This is a genomic window from Aurantimonas sp. DM33-3, assembly GCF_014334315.1.
Lineage (GTDB): Bacteria > Pseudomonadota > Alphaproteobacteria > Rhizobiales > Rhizobiaceae > Aurantimonas > Aurantimonas coralicida.
The window spans coordinates 180,019-201,982 of record NZ_JACSGS010000007.1; the positions used below are offsets into that span (position 1 = coordinate 180,019).

28 protein-coding genes, 1 tRNA gene and 1 riboswitch are annotated in these 21,964 nt (G+C 63.8%); of the genes, 20 read left to right on the top strand and 9 right to left on the bottom strand.

Annotated features, from left to right (window positions below):
- Positions 1–160 precede the first annotated feature (160 nt).
- The 3 genes from H9Q09_RS11975 to H9Q09_RS11985 all read right to left on the bottom strand — a co-directional run bounded on the left by H9Q09_RS11975 (position 161) and on the right by H9Q09_RS11985 (position 2,614).
- The gene (locus H9Q09_RS11975; protein WP_187391223.1) at positions 161–1,114 is read right to left on the bottom strand and encodes a hypothetical protein; all 954 of its coding nucleotides are present in this window, start codon (positions 1,112–1,114) and stop codon (positions 161–163) included.
- A 70-nt stretch (positions 1,115–1,184) separates the two neighbouring features.
- Positions 1,185–1,595 carry a hypothetical protein gene (locus tag H9Q09_RS11980; protein ID WP_187391224.1) on the bottom strand — a complete coding sequence of 137 codons (411 nt, stop codon included), beginning with the start codon at positions 1,593–1,595 and terminating at the stop codon, positions 1,185–1,187.
- Positions 1,592–2,614: a hypothetical protein gene (locus H9Q09_RS11985; protein ID WP_187391225.1), complete on the bottom strand. Its 1,023-nt coding sequence runs from the start codon at positions 2,612–2,614 to the stop codon at positions 1,592–1,594. Before H9Q09_RS11985 ends, H9Q09_RS11980 begins: the two co-directional genes overlap by 4 nt.
- A 1,091-nt stretch (positions 2,615–3,705) precedes the next feature.
- Between H9Q09_RS11985 and H9Q09_RS11990 the strand changes: the two genes are divergently transcribed.
- Positions 3,706–3,867 (top strand): hypothetical protein, encoded by a 162-nt coding sequence (locus tag H9Q09_RS11990; protein ID WP_187391226.1) that lies wholly within the window; start codon positions 3,706–3,708, stop codon positions 3,865–3,867.
- Between the two features lie 79 nt (positions 3,868–3,946).
- Here the strand turns inward: H9Q09_RS11990 and H9Q09_RS11995 are convergent, their stop codons facing one another.
- The 3 genes from H9Q09_RS11995 to H9Q09_RS12005 form a co-directional block, all read right to left on the bottom strand.
- A complete protein-coding gene (locus H9Q09_RS11995) occupies positions 3,947–4,210 on the bottom strand; it encodes a hypothetical protein (protein WP_187391227.1) in 264 nt (87 codons plus the stop codon).
- Complete coding sequence (locus tag H9Q09_RS12000) at positions 4,200–4,622, bottom strand: hypothetical protein (RefSeq protein ID WP_187391228.1); 423 nt, start codon at positions 4,620–4,622, stop codon at positions 4,200–4,202. Before H9Q09_RS12000 ends, H9Q09_RS11995 begins: the two co-directional genes overlap by 11 nt.
- A gap of 215 nt (positions 4,623–4,837) precedes the next feature.
- Positions 4,838–5,209, bottom strand: a complete 372-nt coding sequence (locus tag H9Q09_RS12005; RefSeq protein WP_187391229.1) for a hypothetical protein — start codon at positions 5,207–5,209, stop codon at positions 4,838–4,840.
- 44 nt (positions 5,210–5,253) lie between these two features.
- On the opposite strand from H9Q09_RS12005, the gene H9Q09_RS12010 reads away from it, so the two are divergent.
- On the top strand, positions 5,254–5,520 hold the full coding sequence (locus H9Q09_RS12010; protein ID WP_187391230.1) for a hypothetical protein: 267 nt from the start codon (positions 5,254–5,256) through the stop codon (positions 5,518–5,520).
- Here H9Q09_RS12010 and H9Q09_RS12015 read toward each other — a convergent pair.
- A complete protein-coding gene (locus H9Q09_RS12015) occupies positions 5,517–6,194 on the bottom strand; it encodes a hypothetical protein (protein WP_187391231.1) in 678 nt (225 codons plus the stop codon). The genes H9Q09_RS12010 and H9Q09_RS12015 overlap by 4 nt on opposite strands.
- A 45-nt stretch (positions 6,195–6,239) precedes the next feature.
- Here H9Q09_RS12015 and H9Q09_RS12020 point away from each other — a divergent pair, with 45 nt between their 5' ends.
- From H9Q09_RS12020 to H9Q09_RS12090, 15 genes are all read left to right on the top strand, one after another.
- A complete protein-coding gene (locus H9Q09_RS12020) occupies positions 6,240–6,428 on the top strand; it encodes a hypothetical protein (RefSeq protein WP_187391232.1) in 189 nt (62 codons plus the stop codon).
- A gap of 222 nt (positions 6,429–6,650) precedes the next feature.
- Positions 6,651–7,043 carry a hypothetical protein gene (locus H9Q09_RS12025; protein WP_187391233.1) on the top strand — a complete coding sequence of 131 codons (393 nt, stop codon included), beginning with the start codon at positions 6,651–6,653 and terminating at the stop codon, positions 7,041–7,043.
- Positions 7,040–7,462, top strand: coding sequence for a hypothetical protein (locus H9Q09_RS12030; RefSeq protein WP_187391234.1), 423 nt, complete (start codon positions 7,040–7,042; stop codon positions 7,460–7,462). The genes H9Q09_RS12025 and H9Q09_RS12030 overlap by 4 nt, the downstream gene beginning before the upstream one ends.
- The gene (locus H9Q09_RS12035; protein WP_187391235.1) at positions 7,459–7,932 is read left to right on the top strand and encodes a hypothetical protein; all 474 of its coding nucleotides are present in this window, start codon (positions 7,459–7,461) and stop codon (positions 7,930–7,932) included. The genes H9Q09_RS12030 and H9Q09_RS12035 overlap by 4 nt, the downstream gene beginning before the upstream one ends.
- Before the next feature lie 19 nt (positions 7,933–7,951).
- The gene (locus H9Q09_RS12040) at positions 7,952–8,248 is read left to right on the top strand and encodes a hypothetical protein (protein ID WP_187391236.1); all 297 of its coding nucleotides are present in this window, start codon (positions 7,952–7,954) and stop codon (positions 8,246–8,248) included.
- 65 nt (positions 8,249–8,313) lie between these two features.
- The gene (locus H9Q09_RS12045; RefSeq protein WP_187391237.1) at positions 8,314–8,964 is read left to right on the top strand and encodes a hypothetical protein; all 651 of its coding nucleotides are present in this window, start codon (positions 8,314–8,316) and stop codon (positions 8,962–8,964) included.
- Positions 8,961–10,199, top strand: a complete 1,239-nt coding sequence (locus H9Q09_RS12050; RefSeq protein ID WP_187391238.1) for a hypothetical protein — start codon at positions 8,961–8,963, stop codon at positions 10,197–10,199. Before H9Q09_RS12045 ends, H9Q09_RS12050 begins: the two co-directional genes overlap by 4 nt.
- 211 nt (positions 10,200–10,410) lie before the next feature.
- Positions 10,411–10,605, top strand: a complete 195-nt coding sequence (locus H9Q09_RS12055) for a transcriptional regulator (protein WP_187391239.1) — start codon at positions 10,411–10,413, stop codon at positions 10,603–10,605.
- A 26-nt stretch (positions 10,606–10,631) separates the two neighbouring features.
- On the top strand, positions 10,632–10,928 hold the full coding sequence (locus H9Q09_RS12060; RefSeq protein ID WP_187391240.1) for a hypothetical protein: 297 nt from the start codon (positions 10,632–10,634) through the stop codon (positions 10,926–10,928).
- A gap of 134 nt (positions 10,929–11,062) precedes the next feature.
- Complete coding sequence (locus H9Q09_RS12065) at positions 11,063–11,716, top strand: hypothetical protein (protein WP_187391241.1); 654 nt, start codon at positions 11,063–11,065, stop codon at positions 11,714–11,716.
- Positions 11,713–12,057, top strand: a complete 345-nt coding sequence (locus tag H9Q09_RS12070) for a hypothetical protein (RefSeq protein ID WP_187391242.1) — start codon at positions 11,713–11,715, stop codon at positions 12,055–12,057. Before H9Q09_RS12065 ends, H9Q09_RS12070 begins: the two co-directional genes overlap by 4 nt.
- Entirely contained in the window at positions 12,054–12,392 is a 339-nt protein-coding gene (locus H9Q09_RS12075) for a hypothetical protein (RefSeq protein ID WP_187391243.1), read from the top strand. Before H9Q09_RS12070 ends, H9Q09_RS12075 begins: the two co-directional genes overlap by 4 nt.
- A complete protein-coding gene (locus tag H9Q09_RS12080) occupies positions 12,392–13,504 on the top strand; it encodes a hypothetical protein (protein ID WP_187391244.1) in 1,113 nt (370 codons plus the stop codon). The genes H9Q09_RS12075 and H9Q09_RS12080 overlap by 1 nt, the downstream gene beginning before the upstream one ends.
- A 71-nt stretch (positions 13,505–13,575) precedes the next feature.
- Positions 13,576–15,525 carry an N-6 DNA methylase gene (locus tag H9Q09_RS12085; protein ID WP_187391245.1) on the top strand — a complete coding sequence of 650 codons (1,950 nt, stop codon included), beginning with the start codon at positions 13,576–13,578 and terminating at the stop codon, positions 15,523–15,525.
- A complete protein-coding gene (locus H9Q09_RS12090) occupies positions 15,504–16,952 on the top strand; it encodes a hypothetical protein (RefSeq protein WP_187391246.1) in 1,449 nt (482 codons plus the stop codon). The genes H9Q09_RS12085 and H9Q09_RS12090 overlap by 22 nt, the downstream gene beginning before the upstream one ends.
- A gap of 232 nt (positions 16,953–17,184) precedes the next feature.
- Here H9Q09_RS12090 and H9Q09_RS12095 read toward each other — a convergent pair.
- Positions 17,185–17,261: transfer RNA gene (locus H9Q09_RS12095), tRNA-Arg, on the bottom strand.
- A 76-nt stretch (positions 17,262–17,337) separates the two neighbouring features.
- Positions 17,338–17,979: a thiamine diphosphokinase gene (locus H9Q09_RS12100; protein ID WP_187391247.1), complete on the bottom strand. Its 642-nt coding sequence runs from the start codon at positions 17,977–17,979 to the stop codon at positions 17,338–17,340.
- A gap of 206 nt (positions 17,980–18,185) precedes the next feature.
- Positions 18,186–18,282, top strand: a riboswitch (TPP riboswitch).
- A 50-nt stretch (positions 18,283–18,332) separates the two neighbouring features.
- Here H9Q09_RS12100 and thiB point away from each other — a divergent pair.
- The 3 genes from thiB to thiQ are packed head-to-tail and all read left to right on the top strand — an operon-like array spanning position 18,333 to position 21,757.
- Positions 18,333–19,367 carry a thiamine ABC transporter substrate binding subunit gene (gene thiB / locus H9Q09_RS12105; RefSeq protein WP_187391248.1) on the top strand — a complete coding sequence of 345 codons (1,035 nt, stop codon included), beginning with the start codon at positions 18,333–18,335 and terminating at the stop codon, positions 19,365–19,367.
- A 30-nt stretch (positions 19,368–19,397) separates the two neighbouring features.
- Positions 19,398–21,026, top strand: coding sequence for a thiamine/thiamine pyrophosphate ABC transporter permease (thiP, locus tag H9Q09_RS12110; RefSeq protein WP_187391249.1), 1,629 nt, complete (start codon positions 19,398–19,400; stop codon positions 21,024–21,026).
- Positions 21,023–21,757, top strand: a complete 735-nt coding sequence (gene thiQ / locus H9Q09_RS12115) for a thiamine ABC transporter ATP-binding protein (protein WP_187391250.1) — start codon at positions 21,023–21,025, stop codon at positions 21,755–21,757. The genes thiP and thiQ overlap by 4 nt, the downstream gene beginning before the upstream one ends.
- Positions 21,758–21,964 lie beyond the last annotated feature (207 nt).

The following is a 21,964-nucleotide window of genomic DNA, read 5'->3' on the forward strand; positions in this document are numbered from 1 at the left end:
TCGCCGGACGGAGGGGAAAAAGCTGCGGGTGCTGCGGGGTCGAATCGAAAATCGCCGTAAGTGTAAACGCTAAATAGGCGCGAACTTCCCCGCATGGTTGTAGAGGTCGTGGGGTCCCCCCGGCCTCTCGGCGCCTCTCCAGCCCCTTTTTTATGGGCGTTCATGGCGTCACCTTGGGTTTGTTCTTCGATCCCTTCTTCCGTCCCTTCTTGGACGGTTGCAACCTACCGGCGGCTATCTCCTGAGCCTTCCACTCCTGCAGTCGCTTCCTCTCACCGCGGGCCTTGGCGTTCTTCCTACTTGCTCTCGCCGTCCTCTCCAGGCGCATGTCCGCAAGGATCTCTTCCAGGCGTTCTCTCAGCCTGTCCTGCAGCCCGCTGGCGGCAACGTCGATGCTCTTGTTCCAAGAGGGGACCAAATAATCCTTCTTCCCGTAATCGCTTTCCTCGACAGCAAAGGCGAGGGGCAGGGGACGGTGCCCCCGGTCCTTTCCTCGACGCCAGAAGCCTAGAGGAGAGAACGCTCCATCTTTCCGACGAGGGCGACCAAAGAACGGCGCGCCGGCCGTCCTGTCGCCCTCAGTGGTCGCCAAGAGCTTGCCGTCCGGTCCCCGTTCTCTCTCGACATCGCCGACCTGCCCCTGCTTGGCCTTGGCAACGAGCTTGGAGAGGGCATTGCGAGGCAGGCCGCCAGCCTTCGTCTTCCTGATGCCAAAGGCCCTCAGGTGCTCGAAAACGGGAATGAAATTGTATGCGTCGGCCACGCCCGCGATGCCGGGCTCTCTCTCGTCGCGCTCGCCCAGCATGAACTGGAGATAGCGGGCCTGCATGGGCCTGACCGCGACGGAAGCCTCGGCCACACCCTTGGTCGCGCCACGCCTGGTATTCGCGATGACAGACGACGACCGCTTGCCCGGCTTGATCTTCGTGAATCGGGAAGGGCCGCCTTCAATATTACGGTCGAAGCGGCCTTCCATTTGCCTCACGGACGCCATTGCAACGTCGTTGACGGCGGTCTGAAGAGCATCGGCGAAAGCGTATTTTCCGAGGCGAAGGAAGCGCTCCTCCATCTCGTCCAGCCCGCTTATGTCGATAAGGGTGTCGTCTCTGACCATGCCGTCCCCGCCTGTGTGGCAGGGATCGGATCATGTGCGGTGGCCCCTTTTCACGGGGTGTCGGCAAGATTTATTCGTACAGGTAGGCGAGGGCATCCTCGCGGAACGCTGCGTACTCATCCCAAGCGGCCTGGCTCGCCGCCTGACGCCTGGCCTCTGCCTCGGCGGCAATGCGATCGGCCTCGGCCTTAGCGGCGGACCTTTCGGCCTTCTTGGCTTCGTGTGCTTCCGCTGCCCGCTGCTCCTCAACGAGTTCTTCCCACAGCCCTTCGGTTTCGCCGAACTGAGAGTGGAAGCGGTAGAGCGCCTGGTAGTAGGGAGACAGCTCAAAAAGATTGCCGGCGCGAGGACTCGCCCCGGCCGGCAAAGAGGTATGCTGATAGACGCCGCATGCGGCGCGTGCGCCAGATATAGCACGGGCGCACGCGTGAGGCGAGTGTTCCAGTGTAGGGAAAAGCGGCAGCTGTCGATCGTCAGTCATGCCGCGTCCTCCCAGTCGGCATCGTCATCGTCGGGATCGGACATGTACTCGTCAGGCTGTGAGACGAGCGCCGGTATGCCGTATTCGTCGGCGAGAGGCGGCGGCGGGAGATCGTCGTCCACGATGGGATCACGCACGTCCTCGTCGATCGCCGGGGCATCCTCGACATCCGCGACTGGGGCGGGATGGGCTTCCGTCACCGACCCCTGAGGCGTCTCGACCTTGGCCGCTGGCGGAACCTCGGTCGGGGTCACATCGACGGCAGCAGCCAGACCGGCGGGGAGATCGCCTCCGTCCGTCTTGTCCCGCTGCTTCATCAGCACGTTCATCGCCCAGGCCGGTGGTTCGACCGACCCGTCAAGCCAGGCCTCGATGTCGGTCATGGTGACCACCGTGCGCTTGTCTTCGTCGATGTACGGATTGCCAGAGAGGACGATCGCCGAAGTCGGGACGGTCTCCCAGAGATTCGCGAACATGCCAGCCCGAGCCATCTTGCTGTGCGTCTCTGCATCGATCTCCGCCCGCTCCTCCCTCGTCGGACCGGATCCACGCAGCCTGCGGACCTCGATCTGCCGCTTGCCGATCGGCTTCTTGTTCGCCTCGAGGATCGTCTTCTGTGCCATGGCGCTCGAGACGCGGGACAACTTGTCGTGGTCGCAGTCCCACAGCAGCCCGTACTGCACCATCAAGACGGTCTTCCCGGGCGTCCGTGTCCCCTTCGTGTATACGCGCTGTACCTCTCCGACCGCCAGGTATTCGCGGCGGACCTTCACCTGCCGGAAATTGTAGCCTCCGGTCCTCTCGAAAACTGGCTGCCCGTGCGACCCCCGGCCGGCGACGACGGGGAGGCACTGGCGGACCCGGATCACGTCGCCGACGCGCAGGTCGTCGGTGCCTGCCTCCAGCCACTCGACGCCGGCAGCATCGAGGCCGTCGAGGACGTCCTGGGGGATCGTCGCCATGTCCGCCTCATCGACGAGGACGTGGTTCGGGGTGGGGTCGTAGCGCTTCGGTCGCATGGGGTCTCCTGTCGTGTCGTTCCTGTCCGACGAGACGAATATGCGATCCCTTAAAGCGTTGATCAAGCTGCGCTATTCTGGCAGGTGGTCCGGGCTGAACGGAACCACGACGCGATTGTCATGACCACCTGAGACGCGAAATATGGGGTCTCTGGTGGCAAGGTCGGGCCGTTGGCGAGTGCGGAGCCATCCGGGAAATCCAGGCACCACACGGGGCGTTTCTGACGGCCATGCGGGACGAAATTTATTTTCGCGACACCGGAAGCGGCAGTTCGCAGTTGGCCTCGACCGGCGTGACGAGGATTGGGACGCTCAGACCGCCGCCACGGACCGTGGACTATCCCCAGGCGACGTTCGGTGATAATCCTCCTCCGGTGTCCTTGGGATGGGATTGGCGCGCAGCGCCCACGATGTCTCCCGTCTCCGCCTGCCACCACCATTGCACGGCAGGGCGCTCCCTGGGCTCGCCGGAGGCGAGACCAACTGTCAGAATCAAGAATCATAGATAGGTATTAGTCATCTACTACTCCGTAGTAGATAAATCCCGTACGCGCGTATGTCGCATCGCTTAAGTGATCGGATGGCAGCCTCAAAGCGTTTCGGTCGGTCCGGTCAGCTATAGGTGATCGCATGGTCATTCGATCTCTTAAGTCATCTGCTGCGTCACCCCGTATCCCTGTCTCGGCATACCGCGTATCCGCTCCAAAAATTGTCCATCCAACGCTCCATCCGAAAATGGCGAGCCCCTGTCCCACAAGGGCCTATGGAGCACGATGGAGCGTCCAAATCGGCATCCATCCGTCCCACGCCTGCGGTCCAACCATGGACGGCGAAAGCGCTACTTTAGAGGCTCTCTAAACAACGAATTCGGAGGCTCCATCCGTCCATCGTCGTCGATCGAAATCCCGTTGGACGAAACCCAGTATTTCTGGGGGCTGATGGAGCCTCATGGAGCGTCCAATTGGCCTCCATCGCGCCAACCATTTCTCCACCCCGATGGGGCCATTTCGTTGGACGGATGGACGCTGCAATGGAACGCCGGGAACGATCATCCGCGACCGGTGCTTCCTTCCCGACAAGAGGAGGCAGTCATGTCAGATACACGCCGAAAATGGGATGGCGACAAGCCGGCTGTTCCGCCGACGGATGAGGACAAAGGACGAGACCAGGGTAAGAAGGCCGATAAGGGTCAGGCACCGGATTTCGACGGTATCCCGAAGGATCCCGATCAGATCAAGCACGACGGCCCCTGACAGTTCAGACCCCCTGAATCGAAGAAGCCGCCCCGGTCTCCCTGCGGCGGCTTCTCATTCCCCATCTATGTCATCCCGGTCAGTCCGACGGCGTCCTCGACCGGACCCAGGCGATCGTCGCCGCCTGGTCCGCCGGCCGCCCTTCCAGGCCTTCGTCGCCTGCATCAATTCGACGCCACAGGTCAGCTAGGACCTCGATATCCCGGTCGACCACCGGACGATGGCCCGATGCTTTCTGGCGGACGGTATTGTGGTCTCTCCCCAGTACCTCGCCGACTTCTGCCTGGGTCAGGCCACAAAGCGATATCAACGACCGGAAAAGGGTAAGGGGATCAAGCGTCATCGCCACCCTCGACCGCCGCCGGCACTCGGCTGGCGGTGTCATAGACCGCTTCCCGAGGACGAGGCACGACGACGCCGCTTTCGATAGCCCTCTGGACGGCCTCCCTGGCCGCGGTCAGTCGGGAAGCGACCTCGCCATGACGATCGACCCAAGCCTCGAACCCGGCGTCGTCGGGATATCCAGGCGTCGGGATCTGCAGCCCATCTTCGAGATACGTGATCGAGGCGCGGAAGACGCGACCGGCAGCCGGATCGTGCACCATAGCCTCGAGGGTCGGCCGGCACCGATCGTCCTTGCCGGTGACGGTCGTGAGAGTGGCCGCGGACACGAACCGGCCGTCGCCGATGGCCGCCTTGCCGCCGGTGAGATCCAGGTCGCCGCGTGTCGCTGCGAGAACATTGTGTGATGGCATCGGTCATCTCCCTCCGTCGTTGATGAAAAAGGCCCCCGCCGAGATTTCGACGAGGGCCTCGGGGCTGGTTCAACCAACGCGAGGGGCGGTGGGCCTCATCGCCCGTGCTCTCCTTGCGTCTGACGCTACACTCCAACATTTTGTGACGGCTGTCAAGGGCTATCTCGTGTCACCCCGTACGTCGAAGTAACGGGGCTGTTGGGGACTTTGATCGGTCACACCGTATCCATCCGTGCTGCCTCCAAGTCTCTCCACATCGCCTTCTCGGAAAGTGCGGCCCGGACGCAGCGTCCATCCTGATGGTCGCTGATCCGCCGGCCGACCGCCTGGCGAGACGCGCCGCCACGATACCCCTTCCTCTTGAGGCCTGAGACGGCGGCATCGACGGTCTCGACGATCAGCGATCGGGCATCGAGCGTCATGCCAGGCGTCTCACCGAGGACGTGAAAGAGCCCCTCGAGGAGCATGCGGTCGACCAGCCGGGGATCCGGCCGGCCGCTGTTCTTCTCGCGCCACCTCTCGGTCCGGGCTGCGGCTTCTGCCCGTCGCTGTGCCGGTGATTTCCTCTTCGTTAACGCGACGTTCATGGTTTCATGCTCCGATGTTGGCACACGGCGATGGAGGCCTGGGAATGCGTAATTTCATCCACGGAATGGAAGCAGGGATTTTCTCGGCGCTGGTCGGCGCCGCGAATGCGACCGGGAGCAGTCAGCGGCAGCCGGAACGCATCCGTGTCATCCGCCAGACGTCGCGTGGCAGCATCGACCGCCTGATCGCAGCCCTGCGGAGCGAGACCAAGCGCGCAAACGACCTGGCCGACGAGAACGAGGTCCTGCGCCGGCGACTGGCCGCGGCGAACCGGGCGGCACTGACCGCACTGCAGTCCAGCAAGCGCTAGATTCCATAATCGTCGATCTCGTCTTCCGGCACGCCGGCCCGACGCTGCGCCTCAACCCACAGCGCACGGCGATCGATCAGGTGGATGTCGTCCCTTTCGACTGCCTCGTCGACCAGCTCGCAGTAGTGATCCCAAGTAGTCCAGTCCTTGGTCCTCTCCGCCTCCCGCATCGCCTCGATCCGTTCCTGGGCGGCCACTAGATCGATGTTTTGGTACGACGGCAGGCACTGCAGCTCGCGGTGTCCGGACAGGTGACCCAGTAGCGTTGCCTCCGGCATATGCCGGATCGTGCGCCTGTCGCCATCCGTCAGGCTCCGGACCCAAGGCAGGATCCATGAGCTGTCGTGGGTCTCGTCGAAGAAGGCATCGTCGAGTTCCTGCCCATCATCGATGAGATCGCAGGCCTGCTTCACTAGTCTGGTCAGCGCCGCATGCGCGATGGCCGTCTGCCGGGCCGACCTCTCTCTGTCTCGTTGATCGTCGGTGAGAGAAGACACCGCCATCGCCTCTTTGGCGTCCGGCACCTCGACAATCTCAGTGTCGAATTCTGGTGCGGGGCCACCGAACACCGACCTCCAGATCCATTCGACACCGCCGGCGACCGCGACCGGAACGAGCACTGTCGCCCGCAGTGCCCGCATGATCGCCTTGAGGAAACTCCCGATCTTTCCCATTCCTACCTCCGAATTTATTCCAGTTTTCTAATGAAGTCCTGGATCTTGACATCCCAGATCGTGAAGTCCGCTTATGAAAGCCGCAACGGGGAGTATGACGAAAAAAAAGTTTGCTTGCTCTCAGCCCCAATGTTTGTTGAGCCGGTGAGCATAGAGGCGCTCAAAAAGGCGGGTCAAAAGGAAATCGTCTTAAGTCGTGCTATTGAACCGGCCAGCGAATCAGGCAATCTGTGAATACAACATTCACGAATGCGAGCGGCGCGCGTAACGATGACGACGAAGACAGGTAGCGATCAGAACATGGAGACGGACCTCGATCAGGGTGATGGCGAGCGTCCTGCGCCCAGGCGTCCGGCATTTCTGAACGTCCGGGCGTCGAAGACTGAGGTCGCGATCGCTCAGTACGAAAATCGGCGTCGCGAGAAGCGTGGCTGGTAGGCGAAGAAAGGCCTGGAGATGAAAACAGCATTCGGAAAAGCACACGCGTCGGTCAGAGCGGGGCGCGGCATGACTGCAAACGACTGGGAAGCCGAAACCGGGATCGGGAAGCGCAGCTTGTTCTTCGCAGAGTCCGGACGGACTCCGGTGACGATCGATCTCGTCGCCGCACTCGTCGAACCGTGCGTCCTGACCGTCGAGGAAAGGTGCCGACTGGCCACTGGCTGGGCAGAGGCCGGTGCGGATGGTCACCCCGTCCGTTATGAGCTTCGCCCGGGCAGCGAGACTGGGCACAAGACGGCAGCGATGCTCGCGAGTTTCGTCGGCGAGCTGACTGATCAGGATTGGGACCGCATCAGATTCATCGTCGTCGATCGCGTCTGCAGCAAGCCTGACGAGGTGGCGGCATGAAGTTCGCGTGGACGCCCGACCGCGACCAGCGGATCGTCGATATCATGGCCGCGGGCGGCACCCGCGTCGAGGTCGCCGCCGCTCTCGGCGTCACCGAGTATGCCGCCCAGTCCCGCATGCACCGCATTCGCGTCATGGGCCTGCGCGGCGTCTCCCCGGCCACGAAAGAGGCCTGCCATCGTCGATCCGGCGAGGGCTGGCGCGTCACTCGGATCGCACGCCAGGTCGGCCTGCCGCCGTATCTCGTCGAGGCGATCCTCGTCGGAACGGAGCCGGCCGAGGAGATCGTCGATGCTCCTTACATCAAGAAGCTCGCCCGATTCGGACTGACCGCTGGCCAGATCGCTGAGGAAGCGGGTGTCTCGAGAGCGACCGTCGAGCGGATTGCCGGGCATCTCCTCGGCAGGAGGGCAGCATGACAGGCAAGGTTTGGACGGCAGAAGAAGACAGGCAGCTCGCACAGATGGTCGCCGCCGGCATGTCCTCGACCGCGATCGGTGTCGAACTCGGGCGGAGCGGTAGCGCTGTCTCCCTGCGCAAGCATCGTTTGGACATCAGGTCCCGGAGGCCCGTCTCGCAGGAAACGATCGACGAGATCAGCAATCGGTTCGAATCTGGCGAGACCCGACCCCAGATCGCCGCCGCGGTCGGTCTGCCGGTCTCGACAGTTTATTACGTCATAGTCTCGCGAGGCATCGTGAACTCGCGCTGCGCTCGTCGAATGCGTGCGCAGCCGCCGCATGCCCACACAATCAAGGCTCACGACATGCGTCGCCAGGGACACTCGATCCCGGAGATCGCAATGCGAACTGGGCGGGATCGAAAATGGGTGCAGGCTGCGATCCTTCGCGTCGATCGGCATCTCGCTGCACTCGAAGAAGCCGCCTGAACAACGAAAGGACTACATCATGACGAACTCGGAAATCCTCGCCAGACTCGACGGTCTCGATGGCGATGCACTCGATGAAGCTATCGCACAGGAAGAGCAGGCTCTCCGGGAAGAGTCCGTACGCGAGTTCTTTCCCGACGCAGTCTCTCCGGGCGAGGGCAGCTACGAGTGGCTGATCTGCGACGGCTCGGTCCGGATATCGAGCGATCTGCTGATCGCCGATTGCCGCGATGACGAGTGGCCGAAGAGCCACCGTCGCGAGGTCTTGCGGACGATCAAGGCTGCGTTCGAGGCCGGCAAATCGAGCGCCGACTGACACCAACAACAGCGTTCACAATGACCGGTCGGCGGGAAGCCGACTGGGGCGAAGAAAGGCCAGCAATGAAGATCAGGGATACAGGCCGGATGGGTGGTTGCCACCGCCCCCTCGGGGACGACGAAAAGGTCCGGATTCGGGAACTCGCAGAGTCCGGTCTGACGACTGACCAGATCATGGTCGTTACGGGTCGCGGCAGGACCACCATTAACCGGCTCACCACGGCACTGGGCATTGGCGCCTCGGTGCGGCGTGGGTGCACAGACGACGAGATCGCCACGATCCGCCGTATGGCTGCCGATGGCTCGTCCTATGATGAGATGGCCGCCGCTGTCGGTCGCCCGCGGGCATCGATCGAGCACGTCATGAACCGCCACGGCATCGTGTACATCAAGAGACGCCGCCTGGGTGAGATGCAGGACGAGATCGCCGAGCGGTATGAAGCCGGCGGGGCGATCCCGGATATAGCCCGGGCCATGGGTCTGTCGCCGAAGACCATCGAGTATCACGTGCGGACGACCGGTGCCGTGAACGAGAGCACCCGCGTCGTCGCCGCGAGCCGTCACTACGATGACGACCTTCGGGCACTGTCGATGTCCGGGTTCCCGACGGCGGAGATCGCCCGTCGTCTCGGCCTGACGATCTCGACCGTTCGGAATCGTCTGGTGACGCTCGCCAGGTACGACGCCGTCGTCGAGGAAAGGGCAGCAGCATGATCGACGACAAAATTTTTTGGGACATCGAGACGCTCCCCACCCTCGACGAGGCCCTGATCGCCGACATCACCGCCGGCGTCTCGCCGCCCGCCACCATGAAGAAGCCCGAGACGATCGCTGCGTGGATCGAGAACGAGAGGCCGGCCGCCGTCCTCGAAGCGATCCGCAAAACCAGCCTCGACGGCGGTCTCGGTCGCCTGGCCTCCATCTGCTGGGCGAAGGGCGACGGCGAAATCGTCGGCTCTCATACTGCCGGCCCGGACGGCTGGGACATCGAGATCGAGAAGGCGTTGATTTCCGGATTCTTCAAGGAAGCCGACGCATTCTATGAGTCCGTCGCGGGCGCCGTTCTCGTCGGCCACAACGTCCTTGGCTTCGATCTCAGGTGGCTCTGGAAGAGGGCCATCGTCCTCAACATCACCGTCCCGCACTGGTGGCCTCTCCATGCGCGGCCGTGGTCGCCCGAGGTGTTCGACACGATGACCGCCTGGGAAGGCGCGGGCAAATTCATCTCGCAGGACCGCCTCGGCAAGATCCTGGGCCTGGGCGGCAAGAGCGACATCGATGGCTCCATGGTCGCGGAAATCTGGGACGCCGGCAGGTACGAAGACATCCTGACGTACAACGCCGACGACGTCGCCAAAGTCCGCAAAATGTGGGCGAAGATCACCCAGCATGACGGCCCCATCGAGCCTGTCGTCGAGGCGCCGACGGTGGTCGAGGAGAAGCCTGTCGAGGTGATGGAGTCGGCGAGATTCTTGGACGACGACGAGATCGCGGAGGAAGAGGCCGCGCAGGCCGAGACGGCGATCGCCAAGGCGGTGGAGGAGAAGCCGAAGGAGGAAACCGCCGCCGCCATCGTCGAAGCTGGCATGCGGGCCTCTCTCCGGCCCGGCGCTCCGTTGCCATTCAGCTCGGTGCTCCGGGCTCAGAAGACGAAGACCGGTGCAGCCGGGGTCGTAGTTCTCTTCGACGGTCTAGAGGGAACCGTTGAAGTGGAGAGGATGAAGGCGGATCCAAACGCCTGGCACGTTCGCTGGCTTGATGTGGGTGGCGGCGGGATTTCGCTCGAAGACGGGCGCTGGGTTCGCGTTCCCGATGATGCGGAGGTAGCTGAGGACATCGAGCTGCTGATCGGTAGCGGTCCGGTTCGGATCGACGCGACGGTGGTGGAGAAGCCGACCGGGGGCAGGGTGATCCCAGCGTTCCTGAAAGAGAGGGGGCTCGCGGCATGACAAATCGGCACATCAATGCCTGCCGGTGCGGCTGCGAGGAGGAGGTTGAGGTAAACCAGCAGAGGGTCGGTGCAGTCTGGAAGTGCCAGGCATGTGGCGAATACACCGCCCGCGTCCGGGCCAGGGATGGGAGGACCGAATGGGTCGTCCTGGACTCCGGATACGCGGCTTGGCTGCGGCTCTATGACGAACCCGAAGAAGATGAGGCAGCATGACCGCCGCCGGCGTCCGCGACCTTCTTCGCCAGGCCTGCGCCAACGCGGGATCGCAGCAGGCATGGGCCACGGAGCATGGCGTCTCGCCTCAGTATGTGGGTGACGTCCTGCTCGGCAGGCGGGAACCCGGCGACAAGATCCTCGGCGGTCTCGGGCTTCGGAAGATCGTCACCTACGAAACGATGGCCTGACCACCAACAATCAAGGGAGTACCGATATGCCTCGATACGCAACAGGAACGATGGAAGCGGGTGTCGGCGATCTCTACGACGTCGCTGATCACGCCGACGATGCAGCCGCCGTGGCTGCGTTCGAAGCCGAGATGAGCGCCAGCCACCCCGATTCCCGGCTCGTCAAGGTCGGTCTCGAAGACGTCGCGGTCGTCGATTTCGTCGCCCGGGTCGCCGACGATTTCCCGCTCGACGCCACGACGATCTCCGTCGTCGATATCGGTCGATGGGTCGCTGTCTACAGCCTCGTTACCGACGACGACGACGATCAGGAAGCCGCCTGACCCAACCTGCCAGATCGCATCGGATGGCATTGCAGCTTTCATGCGATCTGGGACAATCGACAACGCACACCGACGACCGCGGGCGAATACAGGCCCATGGGGCGGCACAAATCAGACAGGAGAAGAGATTCCTCATGACCATCAATAAGAAGACGAAGTTTGGCGAAGCGTTCATGCTGATGACGTACCGCGACCCCCGCGGCCGGACCGAGAAACTATGGAACAGCCGGGACGGGATCACGCCCTTCAGTATCCTGGTCCCGGAGCAGCAGGGGCGGTCGCCGGAGCCCGGTGAGAAGCCGATCTTCATGTCGCACATCAACTTTCGCGACGACGTCTTCATGCCGAACTTCGTCCCCCGGGTCGGCATGCGCATCTTCACCGACATCGACGGATACGACGAGAAGCAGCACGGGCCGCACAATGTCGAGGTCCGGGTCGTCGACGAGGCTCTACGGGCGGAAATCGAGGCCCGTTTCACTCCGAAGGAGAAGCCCAAGATCGACGAAGAGAACGAGGAGATTTTCCAGCAGCTTGAAGCTCGGGAGATCGAGGTCATCGAGGCGGATATCCGGGAATTCTTCGGCAAGCTCGGAGCGGTTTCTCGTACCAACGATCCCAAGGGCGGAGTCTGTGGCTGGCATGTGGTCAACGGCCGCATTCCGATCTTGCGCGACGATCTCCCCGTGGACTGCAATCTCGAGACGGAAAGCGATTGCCACCGGGAGCACCGGCGGTCGATCCTCCAGACCGTTAGGGACGCGTATGATGCGGGGAGGGCGGCATGAGCGGCTTCCTCTACCTCGCCACCGCCCACCTCGTTGTGGGCGCCGTCTCCGCAGCCGTCTGTCAGAAGACGAAGACCGATCTGGTGTTCGCGATGATCCTCGCGATCGGGTGGCCGGCCTTCGTCGGGCTCGCAGCGGCCGCCGCCGGCATGTTCGTCGCCGGCTATCCCATCTACTGGGTCACCTGCCTGGTGATCGGTATCCGGCCGACGACGCCTCGGGAGATCTGGTCAGACGTCATGCGGTCCCTTCGCGCCGAAGGGCCGAAAGCCAGGGTCGTCGGCGGGCATCAGCCCAAGGGCGGTCCCGCACCCCTCTATCCAGTAAAGAAGGCGGCATGAGCGACATCATCTCCGACACCTCCACTGATGCGATGGTCGACGAATTCAAGAAGAGAGGCGTCGAATTCCCGATCGGGGGCTTCGCGCCGGGGCGGTACAATGTCGTGTGCCGGTCGTGCGCCAGGCGGTTCGATGGCGACAAGAGGGCGCATCAGTGCCTGCCGTGCGCCGTGGTCAAGACGATCGCCGCCGCCGGCGAGAACAACGATCACTACAAGGAGGGCCGGCGCGACGGGTACCGGCAAGCAGTCGCCGACCTTCTGGATCGTGGCCGGCAGAGATTCGGCGAGGCGGGGGCCAGCGAGACTGGTGGCGCGTCGGCGGGGAAGGCGTGATGGCTGACATCCACCCAATCCTCATCCGCAGCCACGCCCACGATTACGGTGCCTCCGTCGTCGCCGGCGGCGCGAAACTCGTCGATCCGGACGGCGTCGTCGTGGGACGTATCCTGCGATGCAGCCGGCGCGGTACCGATCCCGATTATGGCTGGCAGGCAGACGCCGTGGCAGCCGACGACTCCACCCTTCCGGATCGCATCGACGAGCCGCATGCTAGATCGTCGTACGGCTCTCTCTATAGCGTCCAGGTTGGTCCGATCCGGAAGGCAGCATATTCGCCGGCCGTCGAACGCCGGGCGGGACGGGCTCCGAAGCCGGAGCTTCCGCCGGAGACCCCGGTGCCCGTCGAACTCCACCCCATCCGCGATCGCCTCCTCGATTTGATGGCGATTTACTTCGCCGCATCGAGCTACGGAAACGCGCCGCCGATCGAGCCGCCGCTGGTGCGGTACCGGCGGACCGGCACGGAGGGGGTGATCTGCGAGACCTTGCCGCATCCCAGGCGCCGGACCCGGGGATCATATGCCCTACGCTATGTCCTCGTCTGCGATCTGGGGAAGGTCGCGGCGGCCTGGGAACTCACGAGCGGCATCGCAGCGATCGACGACATCGTCGTCTGCCATGCCGAATTGGTTGGCCACATTGACGGTGGCGAGGTCTATCGGGTCGAGGGCGTCCGGAATGGCGTGATGGACGACCGCAGGAAACGCCTGGTCATTCGTGCCCTCGATGGGACGCCGGTCGCCGCCAGGACGATGACGGGGCTGAAGACCGCGGTTCGCCGATACAACAAGAATGTCCATGCCGACTGGTCGACGGTCGAGATCGCCGCCCAGGTCGCCAATCGAGACTTCGAGATCACGACGCCGGGGATCGCGGTGACGAACGCTCGGTTCTCGCTGCCTGACGGCATCCTGACGCTTGTTGGGGTGATCGGTCGGGGGCGGGATGAGGCCTGTTATCGCCAGGCGTCCGATGGGCGGTGGGTTCGGGGTCGGTACCGCCTGAGCGACTATGATGCGTGGCTGGCGGCAAAGGCGGAGGCAGCGCTGCCGGCAGATCAGGAGATCGACGAGGAGGATCTGGAGGCGATTGGGCTTCTTAGGTGACGCCCACAACAACAGGAAGTGTTGCGAAAGACGCACAGTCAGCGCAAGCCTCGCTCTGTACGTTCCGGCCCATGTCCAGAATCTCTCCCATCATCGTTGTCGTAGGCCAGGGTCGCGTACTGGACTACATAGACGGCATCACCCAGCGCCGCGACACGCCGGAAGAATACGTCCGGCAGGAGATCTCGAAATCCCTTGTTCGCGAATACGGCTATGCGAAAGCCGATATCGAGGTCGAGTTCGGGCTGCGCATCGGGTCCAGCAAGCCTCGCGCAGACTTGGTGATCTTCCCTTCCGGCGAGGATCACGTCCAAGGGAACGCATCCATCGTGGTGGAATGCAAGGCTTCGACCGTCAAAGCCAACGACCGCAAGGACGGCATTCTGCAGCTTCAGAGCTACATGGGGGTATGTCCAAACGCGCAGTATGGTCTCTGGACGAACGCCCTGGAGCGCCACTGCTTCCGTCGCATGGAGCGCAATGGGAAGGTCGAATTCGAGTCCGTCCCCGATATTCCGGCCTTCGGGAAAACAGCCGAAGAGGCCGAGCGACCCACTTTCGACCAACTGAAGCCGGCAACGTCGGATGCGCTGCTCTTCGCCTTCCGTCGTTGCCACAACTACATCGCTGGCAATCAGGGCCTGCAGAAGCCGCAGGCGTTCTGGGAGCTTCTCAAGCTCATATTCTGCAAGATTGCCGACGAGCGCGGCGACGACATCCAGTTCTATGCCGCGGCGGAGGAGCGGCACGGAATCAATGGTCCGTTGAAGGTGAAGGAGCGGATCGGGAGGCTGTTCGCTGGCGTCAAGGAGCGCTACGGAACGATATTCCGGGCCAGCGACGATATCGAGCTTGACCCTCGTGTCTTGGCCTACCTCGTCAGTCAGATCCAGATGTATTCCCTCCTAGAGAGCGACGTCGACGTCAAAGGGCGGGCCTATGAGGAGATCGTCGGGTCCAATCTTCGCGGTGATCGGGGCGAGTTCTTCACGCCACGAAACGTCTGCGCGATGGCTGTTGCGATGCTCCAGCCGGGCGAGAAAGAACTTGTGCTCGATCCAGCATGTGGCACCGGGGGATTCCTGATCGCCGCAATGAGTTCGGTCGTCGAGAGAATAAGGGTTGCGGAGGAGTCGAAGAATAGAACCAACCTCGAGCGGGTCGAGTTGGCCGTCCGTGATCGAGCCGTCGACTATGCCCAGAAGTTCATTGTCGGTATCGACTTCAACCCGGAGTTGGTCAAGGCGGCCAAGATGAACATGGTCATGAACAATGACGGTTCGGGCGCCCTGTTCCAGGCGAACTCACTGGAGGTAGAGGCTCGCTGGTCTGACGAATTGCGGGCAATGAAGCTCCGCGGACATGTGGATATCCTGGTAACCAACCCGCCCTTCGGTTCTAAGATCCCAATCGACGAGCCGTCCATCCTGCGTCAATACGATCTCGGGCATATCTGGTCGTATGACGAGGAAGCCGATCGCTGGGCGATGACGGAGGATCTTCAGAAGCGTCAGCCGCCGGAAATCCTGTTTATCGAGCGCTGCGTCCAATTTCTGAAGCCCGGCACGGGAAGGGCAGCCCTGGTGCTACCCGACGGAATCCTCGGGTCGCCGGGCCTAGGATATGTGCGCCAATGGCTATTGCGTCATACGAAGGTGCTGGCCAGCATCGATCTTCACGCCGATACCTTCCAGCCGGGCGTCAGTGTCCAGACGAGCCTGGTAGTCATTCAGCGCAAGACCGATGAGCTGATCAAGATCGAGGACGCGGCCGGCCAGCTGCAGGACTACGAAATCTTCATGGCGATGGCAGATCGTATCGGCCACGATAAGCGCGGCACGCGTACCTACAAGCGGCTCCCAGACGGGGCCGAGGAGGTCATCGCTACGACCCGACGGTTCAAGGAATACGTGGAAGGCAAGCCTGTCTATACGACCCAGGAGACGCTCGAGAAGATCGTCGACGATGTGACCCCGGCAATTGCACAGGCTTTTAGAGAATGGCTGAACGAGCGAGACTGACGCCGCCCCCGGTTGCGGCGCCGGCTCCTGTCGATGAACTAACAACAGGCAGCGTTCGCGTCTCGGAGGTTGCATTCGGAAGCCGCCGACTGGAAGCCGGAACCTATCTCACCGAAGGCTACGGAATTCAGTCTGCCATCCTGGCGCGGGCTGGAGGGTGGGAGCCTCTGTCGAGCAAAGCCAGAGTGTGGCAGCCGTCGCGCCTCAAGGGCATACAGGTTGATTCATCGCACGGGACATCGTTCCTGGCCGCGACCCAAGTCTTCGACGTCCGACCGATCCCGCGGAAATGGCTGGCCTTGCAGCGGACGAGGGAGGCGAACGATCGTTTCGTTGCTGGCGGCACGATTCTTGTCACCTGTTCGGGGACCGTGGGGCGTGCGACGATCGCCTTCGATGCGCACTCCCAGATATTGATTTCCCACGATCTGCTGCGTGTGGCGCCATTGGAGGAAGGCTGGCGAGGCTGGCTGTATGCCTTCCTTCGTGCGCCGAGGACACGCAAGATGATGCGTTCACAGCATTACGGCCACATGATCAAACACCTGGAGCCAGAGCATCTCGACGCTCTGCCGATGCCGCTGGTGGACGAGCCAATCCGCCGACGCTGCGATGAGATGTTCGATCGTATCGTGGCTCTTCGTAATGAAGCGCACCAACTCATCCTGAACGCCGAAGATAGGTATGCGAGCGCTGTCGGTCCGCTGCCAGACGTGCAGTCGGGCCCCGGCTTTTCCGTATCGAGCAGGTCCATCACAGGGCAACGCCGGCGACTGGATGCTACTTATAGCGCCCCCACGGTAGAAGCTCTGCGGAGGCATCTTGCCGCCGCAGGACAAGGAACGACCAGCTTGCGGGGGGCTGGCTATCAGGCGTGGCTGCCGAGTCGCTTCCAGAGAGTGCCGGCCAAGGAAGGCGTTGAATTGGTCTCCAGTTCGGTGCTTTTCGAGATCAACTCTGATCCCGGCGGCCTGATCGCCGACAGGGGTTTTGGGGATCCCTATGGCGGACGGGTCCAGCCGGGGTGGCTTCTCATCGCCCGCTCCGGCCAGAACTACGGTCTGGTGGGCCAGATGGCACTCGCGACTGAAGCACACCGGAACAAGGTCATTTCCGACCACGTCATTCGCCTGGCTCCGGGGGAAGATCCGACACTACGCGTGGGCTACGTGATGGTCGCTTTGACCCACCCAACTCTCGGGCGCCCGCTAATGAAGGCCCTTCCTACCGGCTCGAGCATTCCCAGTATCGACTATGAAGACGTGCTCGACTTGGACATTGTCAGGTTGCAAGAAGAGACGGAGGGCATGCTCGCCGACATGGTGGAACGCGCCTGCGGACTGCGGGCGGAGGCGGACGCGATCGAGAATGCGCTGGGAGAGCTGGCCGACGCCGTAATCGTCGGCGAAGTGGCTGCCGAAGGCTGAGGCTCCCGTTTCGACCCGGCCAGACCCCTCTTTCGCACAACCTTTCGACACAGGTGCGCGGAAACCCTGTGTCGAAACCTGCAATCCGTGGGTCAAAACATCCGCCGCCGGCCTATCCCGGCAGCCCCGAACCAGCATCATCACCGCGACACGAAAAACCCTTGGCCGTCCCCATCCCGTCCCCGGCAGTGCCGACGACTTCCAATGTGTCAGGATAAGTTGTTGAGAAGGTTGGTGATCCCGACTGGATTCGAACCAGTGACCCTCAGATTAGGAATCTGATGCTCTATCCTGCTGAGCTACGGGACCGACCGCGCGCAACCTAGTCGAAGGCGCAGGGTTCGCCAAGTCTGCTTGCGTCGCTCTCGTGCGGCGATGTTGCGGATCAGCGGACCTTGGGATCGGCCTGGGCGACGAGGAGCGCCGTACCCTGGCGGACCGTCACGGCGATCGGCCCCAGCGCTTCGTTCGACTGTGTGAGGATCGAGTGGAATGGCAGGTCGACAGCGTCGAGCGGCCATTTCGCGCCGGAGATCGTCAAGCCGAAAAGATCCGAGAATTTCAGGATCGAGAACTGCGTGCCGGGCGCAAGATCGAAGGCGCGACGGTCCGGTCCCAGCGGCCAGGCGCGTTCGATGCCGTCGAACAACTCCACGTCGATGCCGCGGGCGGCATAGCGCAGGGCGAGGATCAGATGTGCGAAGGCGTGGTCGCTGCGCGGGCCACCGAGCGCGCCGATCAGCAACAGGCCGGTCGCGCCCCGCGTCAGCGCCGCCTCGATGGCGATCTCGCCGTCGGTCATCGCCTTGTCGCGAGGGTAGGGTTCGCGGGGCAGGCTGGTCAGTTCGATCGCCGGCCGCGGCGGGCTGGAATCGAAATCGCCGACCCAGAGTTCCGGCGTCACCTGCAGCTCAGCGGCATGGCGCAGGCCGTCATCCGCGGCGATGACCCGCGTGCCCTTCACCGCATTGATCAGCGCAGGGGTAGGGGCGATATGGCCGGCAAGGAGAATGGAAAAGCGCGACATCGCGGCTCGCCTACAGCATCGGGCCGCAAACGCCAATCGGCTGCTTCGACATCACAACCGGATCGCCTGCGTGGGCATGGCCTATTCGCCACGCCGGCGCGCAGCCTGGCAGTCCGAGGTGAGGGCTTGATATCAGGGAGAGCTGCCCCTTGGCGCCAGAGGCGCGGCTGCCCTTGCCGGCAAGCGACGTGACCTCTAAGTCTTTCCGTGCTCACACGGGGTGCCTTCGGGCTGAGAGGCGCATGCCGACCCGTCGAACCTGATCCGGCTCATACCGGCGGAGGGATGCGGGCGTCGGCGGGTGTCTCGCGGATGCTTTCGTTTCGAAGGCCGCCGTCTCGAAAGGCACCACCATGGCCCGACCTGTCTCCTCCTCGCCTCTGTCCATTCGCCATCTCGGCGTTTGCGCGGCCGCCCTTTTGGCCGGTGCGAGCAGCGCGGTCGCCCAGGCCGACAAGCCGGTGCTCACCGTCTATACCTATGAGAGTTTCACGCCCGAATGGGGGCCGGGCCCGAAGATCGAGGCGGGCTTTGAAGAGGTGTGCGCCTGCGACCTGCAGTTCGTCGGTCTCGAGGACGGCGTCGCGATCCTCAATCGTCTCAAGCTCGAAGGCCCCTCGACCGAAGCCGACGTCGTCCTCGGCCTGACGACGGATCTCATCCCCGAAGCCAAGGCGACCGGCATGTTCGCGCCGAGCGGGGCGGACCTCTCGGGGCTCAACGTGCCGACCGGCTTCTCGGACGACATCTTCGTCCCCTACGACTATTCCTATCTCGCCTTCGTCTACGACAGCGAGGCGATTGCCGAACCACCGGCGAGCCTCGACGATCTGGTCAATGGCGATCCCGAGGTGAAGATCGCCATCGAGGACGCGCGGACCTCGACGCCCGGCCTCGGCATGATGCTTTGGATGAAGAAGATCTATGGCGACGAGGCCGCTGCCAAATGGGAGCAGCTGTCGAAGCGCATCCTGACCGTGACGCCGGGCTGGAGCGAGGCCTATGGCCTGTTCACCAGCGGCGAGGTGCCGATGGTTCTCAGCTACACGACATCGCCCGCCTACCACATGATCGAGGAAGACACCGACCGCTATCAGGCCGCGGCCTTCGCGGAGGGCCACTACCTGCAGATCGAGGTGGCGGCGATGCTGAAGACGACCGAGACAGCCGAACTGGCGACGCGCTTCCTCGACTACATGCTGACCGCCGAGGTGCAGTCGCTGATCCCCACCACCAACTGGACGTTGCCGGTCGCGGACGGCATCGATCTGCCCGAGGCGTTCGGTCGCCTGGTGCAGGTGGAGACGCCGCTGATGATCGATCCGGAAACGGTGGCGGCGAACCGCAAGGCGTGGACGCAGGAATGGCTCGAAGCGATCGGCCGCTGACGATCGAGTGCGCGTCCCGGTGAGGCATTCATGACCGGTGCTGCGGATCGTGCCTGGCGGATCGGCCTCGGCCTCGGCGCTGCAAGCATCCTCGTCGGCTTCCTGGCCGGCGCCTTCGTCGTGCTTCTCTTTGCGACGGGTGCCGCGCCCGATTTCCGGGCGGTCGCCGGTGATCGCTATCTCCTCGGCGTCGTCCTGTTCACCCTCGAGCAGGCGGTGCTGTCGACCCTTCTTTCGGTGGTGGGGGCCATCCCGCTGGCGCTGGCACTGCATCGTGCCCGCTTTCCCGGTCGCCGTGCGGTGCTGCGCCTGTTCCTCCTGCCGCAGGTGCTGCCCGTGCTGGTCGGCGCGCTGGCGATCCTCACCATCTGGGGTCGCAACGGCCTCGTCTCGGACGCTCTTGCGGCGATCGGACTGGCGCGGCTCGACATCTATGGTCTCTCCGGCATCCTGATCGCCCATGTCTTCTTCAACCTGCCGCTGGCCGCCCGGCTGATGCTGGCCGGGCTCGACCGCGTGCCGGCCGAAAGCTGGAAGCTCGCCGGGCAATTGTCGCTGAGCCCGCTGGCCACGTTCCGGCTTGTCGAATGGCCGGCCCTGCGCGGTGCACTGCCGGCGGCCGCGAGCCTGATCTTCATGCTCTGCGTCACCAGCTTCACTCTCGTGCTGGTGCTGGGGGGCGGGCCCGGCGCCACGACGCTGGAAGTCGCGATCTACCAGTCGCTGCGCTACGATTTCGATCCCGGCCGTGCGATCACGCTGTCGCTCGTCCAGATCGGCCTGACGGCGATCGTCCTGTGGCTTGCGACCCGGCTTGGCGGCGATGTCGCCGCCGGTTTCGGCCTGGGCGGCCGCGCGCTGCGCTATGATCGCCGCAGTCCTGCTCGGGCCGCGGTGGACGCGCTCGTGCTGCTCCTCGGCATCGGCTTCGTCCTGGCGCCCTTCGTTGCGGTAGTGGTGCGCGGCCTGGAAGCGGATCTGGCGCGATTGCTGGCTGATCCGGCGGTCCATCGTGCGGCGATCACCAGCATCGTCATTGCGACGACTGCCGCGCTTCTTGCGATGACCGTCTCCCTGGCCATCGTCCTCGCCACCGAGGCGCTGCGCAACGCGCTGGCGGACCGGCTGACCCGACGCAGGCAGGCGCTTGGCAACGGTTTGGAGACGACGGCCAGTCTCGTGCTCGTCGTTCCCCCCATCGTGGTCGGGGCCGGCTGGTTCCTGGCGCTGCGGCAGGTCACCGACGTCTTTGCCGCCGCGCCCTATGTCGTGGTTGCCACCAACGCGGCGATGGCCGTGCCTTTCATCGTGCGCATCGTCGGGCCGGCGCTGGCGGCAGCCAACCAGGCGACCGGCCGGCTGGCCGACAGCCTCGGCCTTGCAGGCCTGTCGCGGCTGCGGGTCGTGGACTGGCCGGTCCTGCGCGCGCCTGTCGCCCTCGGCTTTGCCTTCGCGCTGGCGATCTCGCTCGGCGATCTTGGCGCCATCGCCCTGTTCGGCAGCCAGGACCTGGTGACCTTGCCCTATCTTCTGCTGCAGCGAATGGGCAGCTATCGCACGGCCGACGCGGCCGGGCTGGCGCTGCTCCTCGGCATCCTGTGCCTGTCGCTGATGGCGCTGGCCGAGCGCGGACTTGCACGAAGGGACCATCCGGCATGAAGAAGGCTCTCGTCCTCGACGATGTCCGCTTTGCCCATGGCGGCAGCGAGATGCGCTTCGATCTTGCGGTGGAAGCCGGCGAATGGCTGGCGGTCATCGGTCCGAGCGGCGCGGGCAAGTCGACGCTGCTCGACCTCGTGGCGGGGTTCGCTGCGCCCTCCGCCGGCACGATCGCCATCGACGGGCGCGCGATGGCTGGTGTCGCACCGGCGGAACGCCCGCTCAGCATCGTCTTCCAGGACAACAACCTGTTTCCCCATCTCGACGTCTTCCGCAATGTCGCCCTTGGCATCGCCCCCGATCTGCGGGTGGCTGCGGCGGACAGACGCCGCGTCGAGGCGGCTCTCGACGCGGTCGGGCTGGCGGGCTTCGCCACGCGGCGTCCGGCCGAGATGTCGGGCGGCGAAAGGCAACGGGTGGCCTTGGCGCGGGTCTTCCTGCGTGACCGGCCGCTCCTCCTTCTCGACGAGCCTTTCGCCGCGCTCGGTCCTGCCCTGCGCCGCGAGATGCTGGCGATCCTGACCGAATTGCGGGCGGGGCGCGAGGTGCCGCCGGCGATCGTCATGGTCACGCACCATCCCGAGGACGCAGTCGGTCACGCCGACCGGACGGCGTTTCTAGACGCTGGCGAGATCGCGGCGATCGGGCCGACGCGTACACTGTTGGCCGGAGACGGCGATCCGCGGGTGGCGCGCTATCTCGGCACGGTTGCCGCACGGGAACGACCTTGACTCGGACGGACAAGGGACCGGCCGGCTAACTTCGCGACTGACGTATTTCCGGCGGATTTTCCCGATAGCGGACAAGTGAAGGCACGAGGCAAAGCGGCGGCGCTTTTTCGAAATCTGTTGCTGATCGATCCTAACCCGTGTGACAGCGGTTCGGATAAGCCTTGAGTCTCGGGAAGCGAAGCGGTTCTGTGGGGGCGACGATCGCAG

Coding starts and splice junctions, on each gene's coding strand:
- H9Q09_RS11975 (WP_187391223.1), bottom strand. CDS start 1,114: ATGGTCAGAGACGACACCCTTATCGACATAAGCGGGCTGGACGAGATG.
- H9Q09_RS11980 (WP_187391224.1), bottom strand. CDS start 1,595: ATGACTGACGATCGACAGCTGCCGCTTTTCCCTACACTGGAACACTCG.
- H9Q09_RS11985 (WP_187391225.1), bottom strand. CDS start 2,614: ATGCGACCGAAGCGCTACGACCCCACCCCGAACCACGTCCTCGTCGAT.
- H9Q09_RS11990 (WP_187391226.1), top strand. CDS start 3,706: ATGTCAGATACACGCCGAAAATGGGATGGCGACAAGCCGGCTGTTCCG.
- H9Q09_RS11995 (WP_187391227.1), bottom strand. CDS start 4,210: ATGACGCTTGATCCCCTTACCCTTTTCCGGTCGTTGATATCGCTTTGT.
- H9Q09_RS12000 (WP_187391228.1), bottom strand. CDS start 4,622: ATGCCATCACACAATGTTCTCGCAGCGACACGCGGCGACCTGGATCTC.
- H9Q09_RS12005 (WP_187391229.1), bottom strand. CDS start 5,209: ATGAACGTCGCGTTAACGAAGAGGAAATCACCGGCACAGCGACGGGCA.
- H9Q09_RS12010 (WP_187391230.1), top strand. CDS start 5,254: ATGCGTAATTTCATCCACGGAATGGAAGCAGGGATTTTCTCGGCGCTG.
- H9Q09_RS12015 (WP_187391231.1), bottom strand. CDS start 6,194: ATGGGAAAGATCGGGAGTTTCCTCAAGGCGATCATGCGGGCACTGCGG.
- H9Q09_RS12025 (WP_187391233.1), top strand. CDS start 6,651: ATGAAAACAGCATTCGGAAAAGCACACGCGTCGGTCAGAGCGGGGCGC.
- H9Q09_RS12030 (WP_187391234.1), top strand. CDS start 7,040: ATGAAGTTCGCGTGGACGCCCGACCGCGACCAGCGGATCGTCGATATC.
- H9Q09_RS12035 (WP_187391235.1), top strand. CDS start 7,459: ATGACAGGCAAGGTTTGGACGGCAGAAGAAGACAGGCAGCTCGCACAG.
- H9Q09_RS12040 (WP_187391236.1), top strand. CDS start 7,952: ATGACGAACTCGGAAATCCTCGCCAGACTCGACGGTCTCGATGGCGAT.
- H9Q09_RS12045 (WP_187391237.1), top strand. CDS start 8,314: ATGAAGATCAGGGATACAGGCCGGATGGGTGGTTGCCACCGCCCCCTC.
- H9Q09_RS12050 (WP_187391238.1), top strand. CDS start 8,961: ATGATCGACGACAAAATTTTTTGGGACATCGAGACGCTCCCCACCCTC.
- H9Q09_RS12055 (WP_187391239.1), top strand. CDS start 10,411: ATGACCGCCGCCGGCGTCCGCGACCTTCTTCGCCAGGCCTGCGCCAAC.
- H9Q09_RS12060 (WP_187391240.1), top strand. CDS start 10,632: ATGCCTCGATACGCAACAGGAACGATGGAAGCGGGTGTCGGCGATCTC.
- H9Q09_RS12065 (WP_187391241.1), top strand. CDS start 11,063: ATGACCATCAATAAGAAGACGAAGTTTGGCGAAGCGTTCATGCTGATG.
- H9Q09_RS12070 (WP_187391242.1), top strand. CDS start 11,713: ATGAGCGGCTTCCTCTACCTCGCCACCGCCCACCTCGTTGTGGGCGCC.
- H9Q09_RS12075 (WP_187391243.1), top strand. CDS start 12,054: ATGAGCGACATCATCTCCGACACCTCCACTGATGCGATGGTCGACGAA.
- H9Q09_RS12080 (WP_187391244.1), top strand. CDS start 12,392: ATGGCTGACATCCACCCAATCCTCATCCGCAGCCACGCCCACGATTAC.
- H9Q09_RS12085 (WP_187391245.1), top strand. CDS start 13,576: ATGTCCAGAATCTCTCCCATCATCGTTGTCGTAGGCCAGGGTCGCGTA.
- H9Q09_RS12090 (WP_187391246.1), top strand. CDS start 15,504: ATGGCTGAACGAGCGAGACTGACGCCGCCCCCGGTTGCGGCGCCGGCT.
- H9Q09_RS12100 (WP_187391247.1), bottom strand. CDS start 17,979: ATGTCGCGCTTTTCCATTCTCCTTGCCGGCCATATCGCCCCTACCCCT.
- thiB (WP_187391248.1), top strand. CDS start 18,333: ATGGCCCGACCTGTCTCCTCCTCGCCTCTGTCCATTCGCCATCTCGGC.
- thiP (WP_187391249.1), top strand. CDS start 19,398: ATGACCGGTGCTGCGGATCGTGCCTGGCGGATCGGCCTCGGCCTCGGC.
- thiQ (WP_187391250.1), top strand. CDS start 21,023: ATGAAGAAGGCTCTCGTCCTCGACGATGTCCGCTTTGCCCATGGCGGC.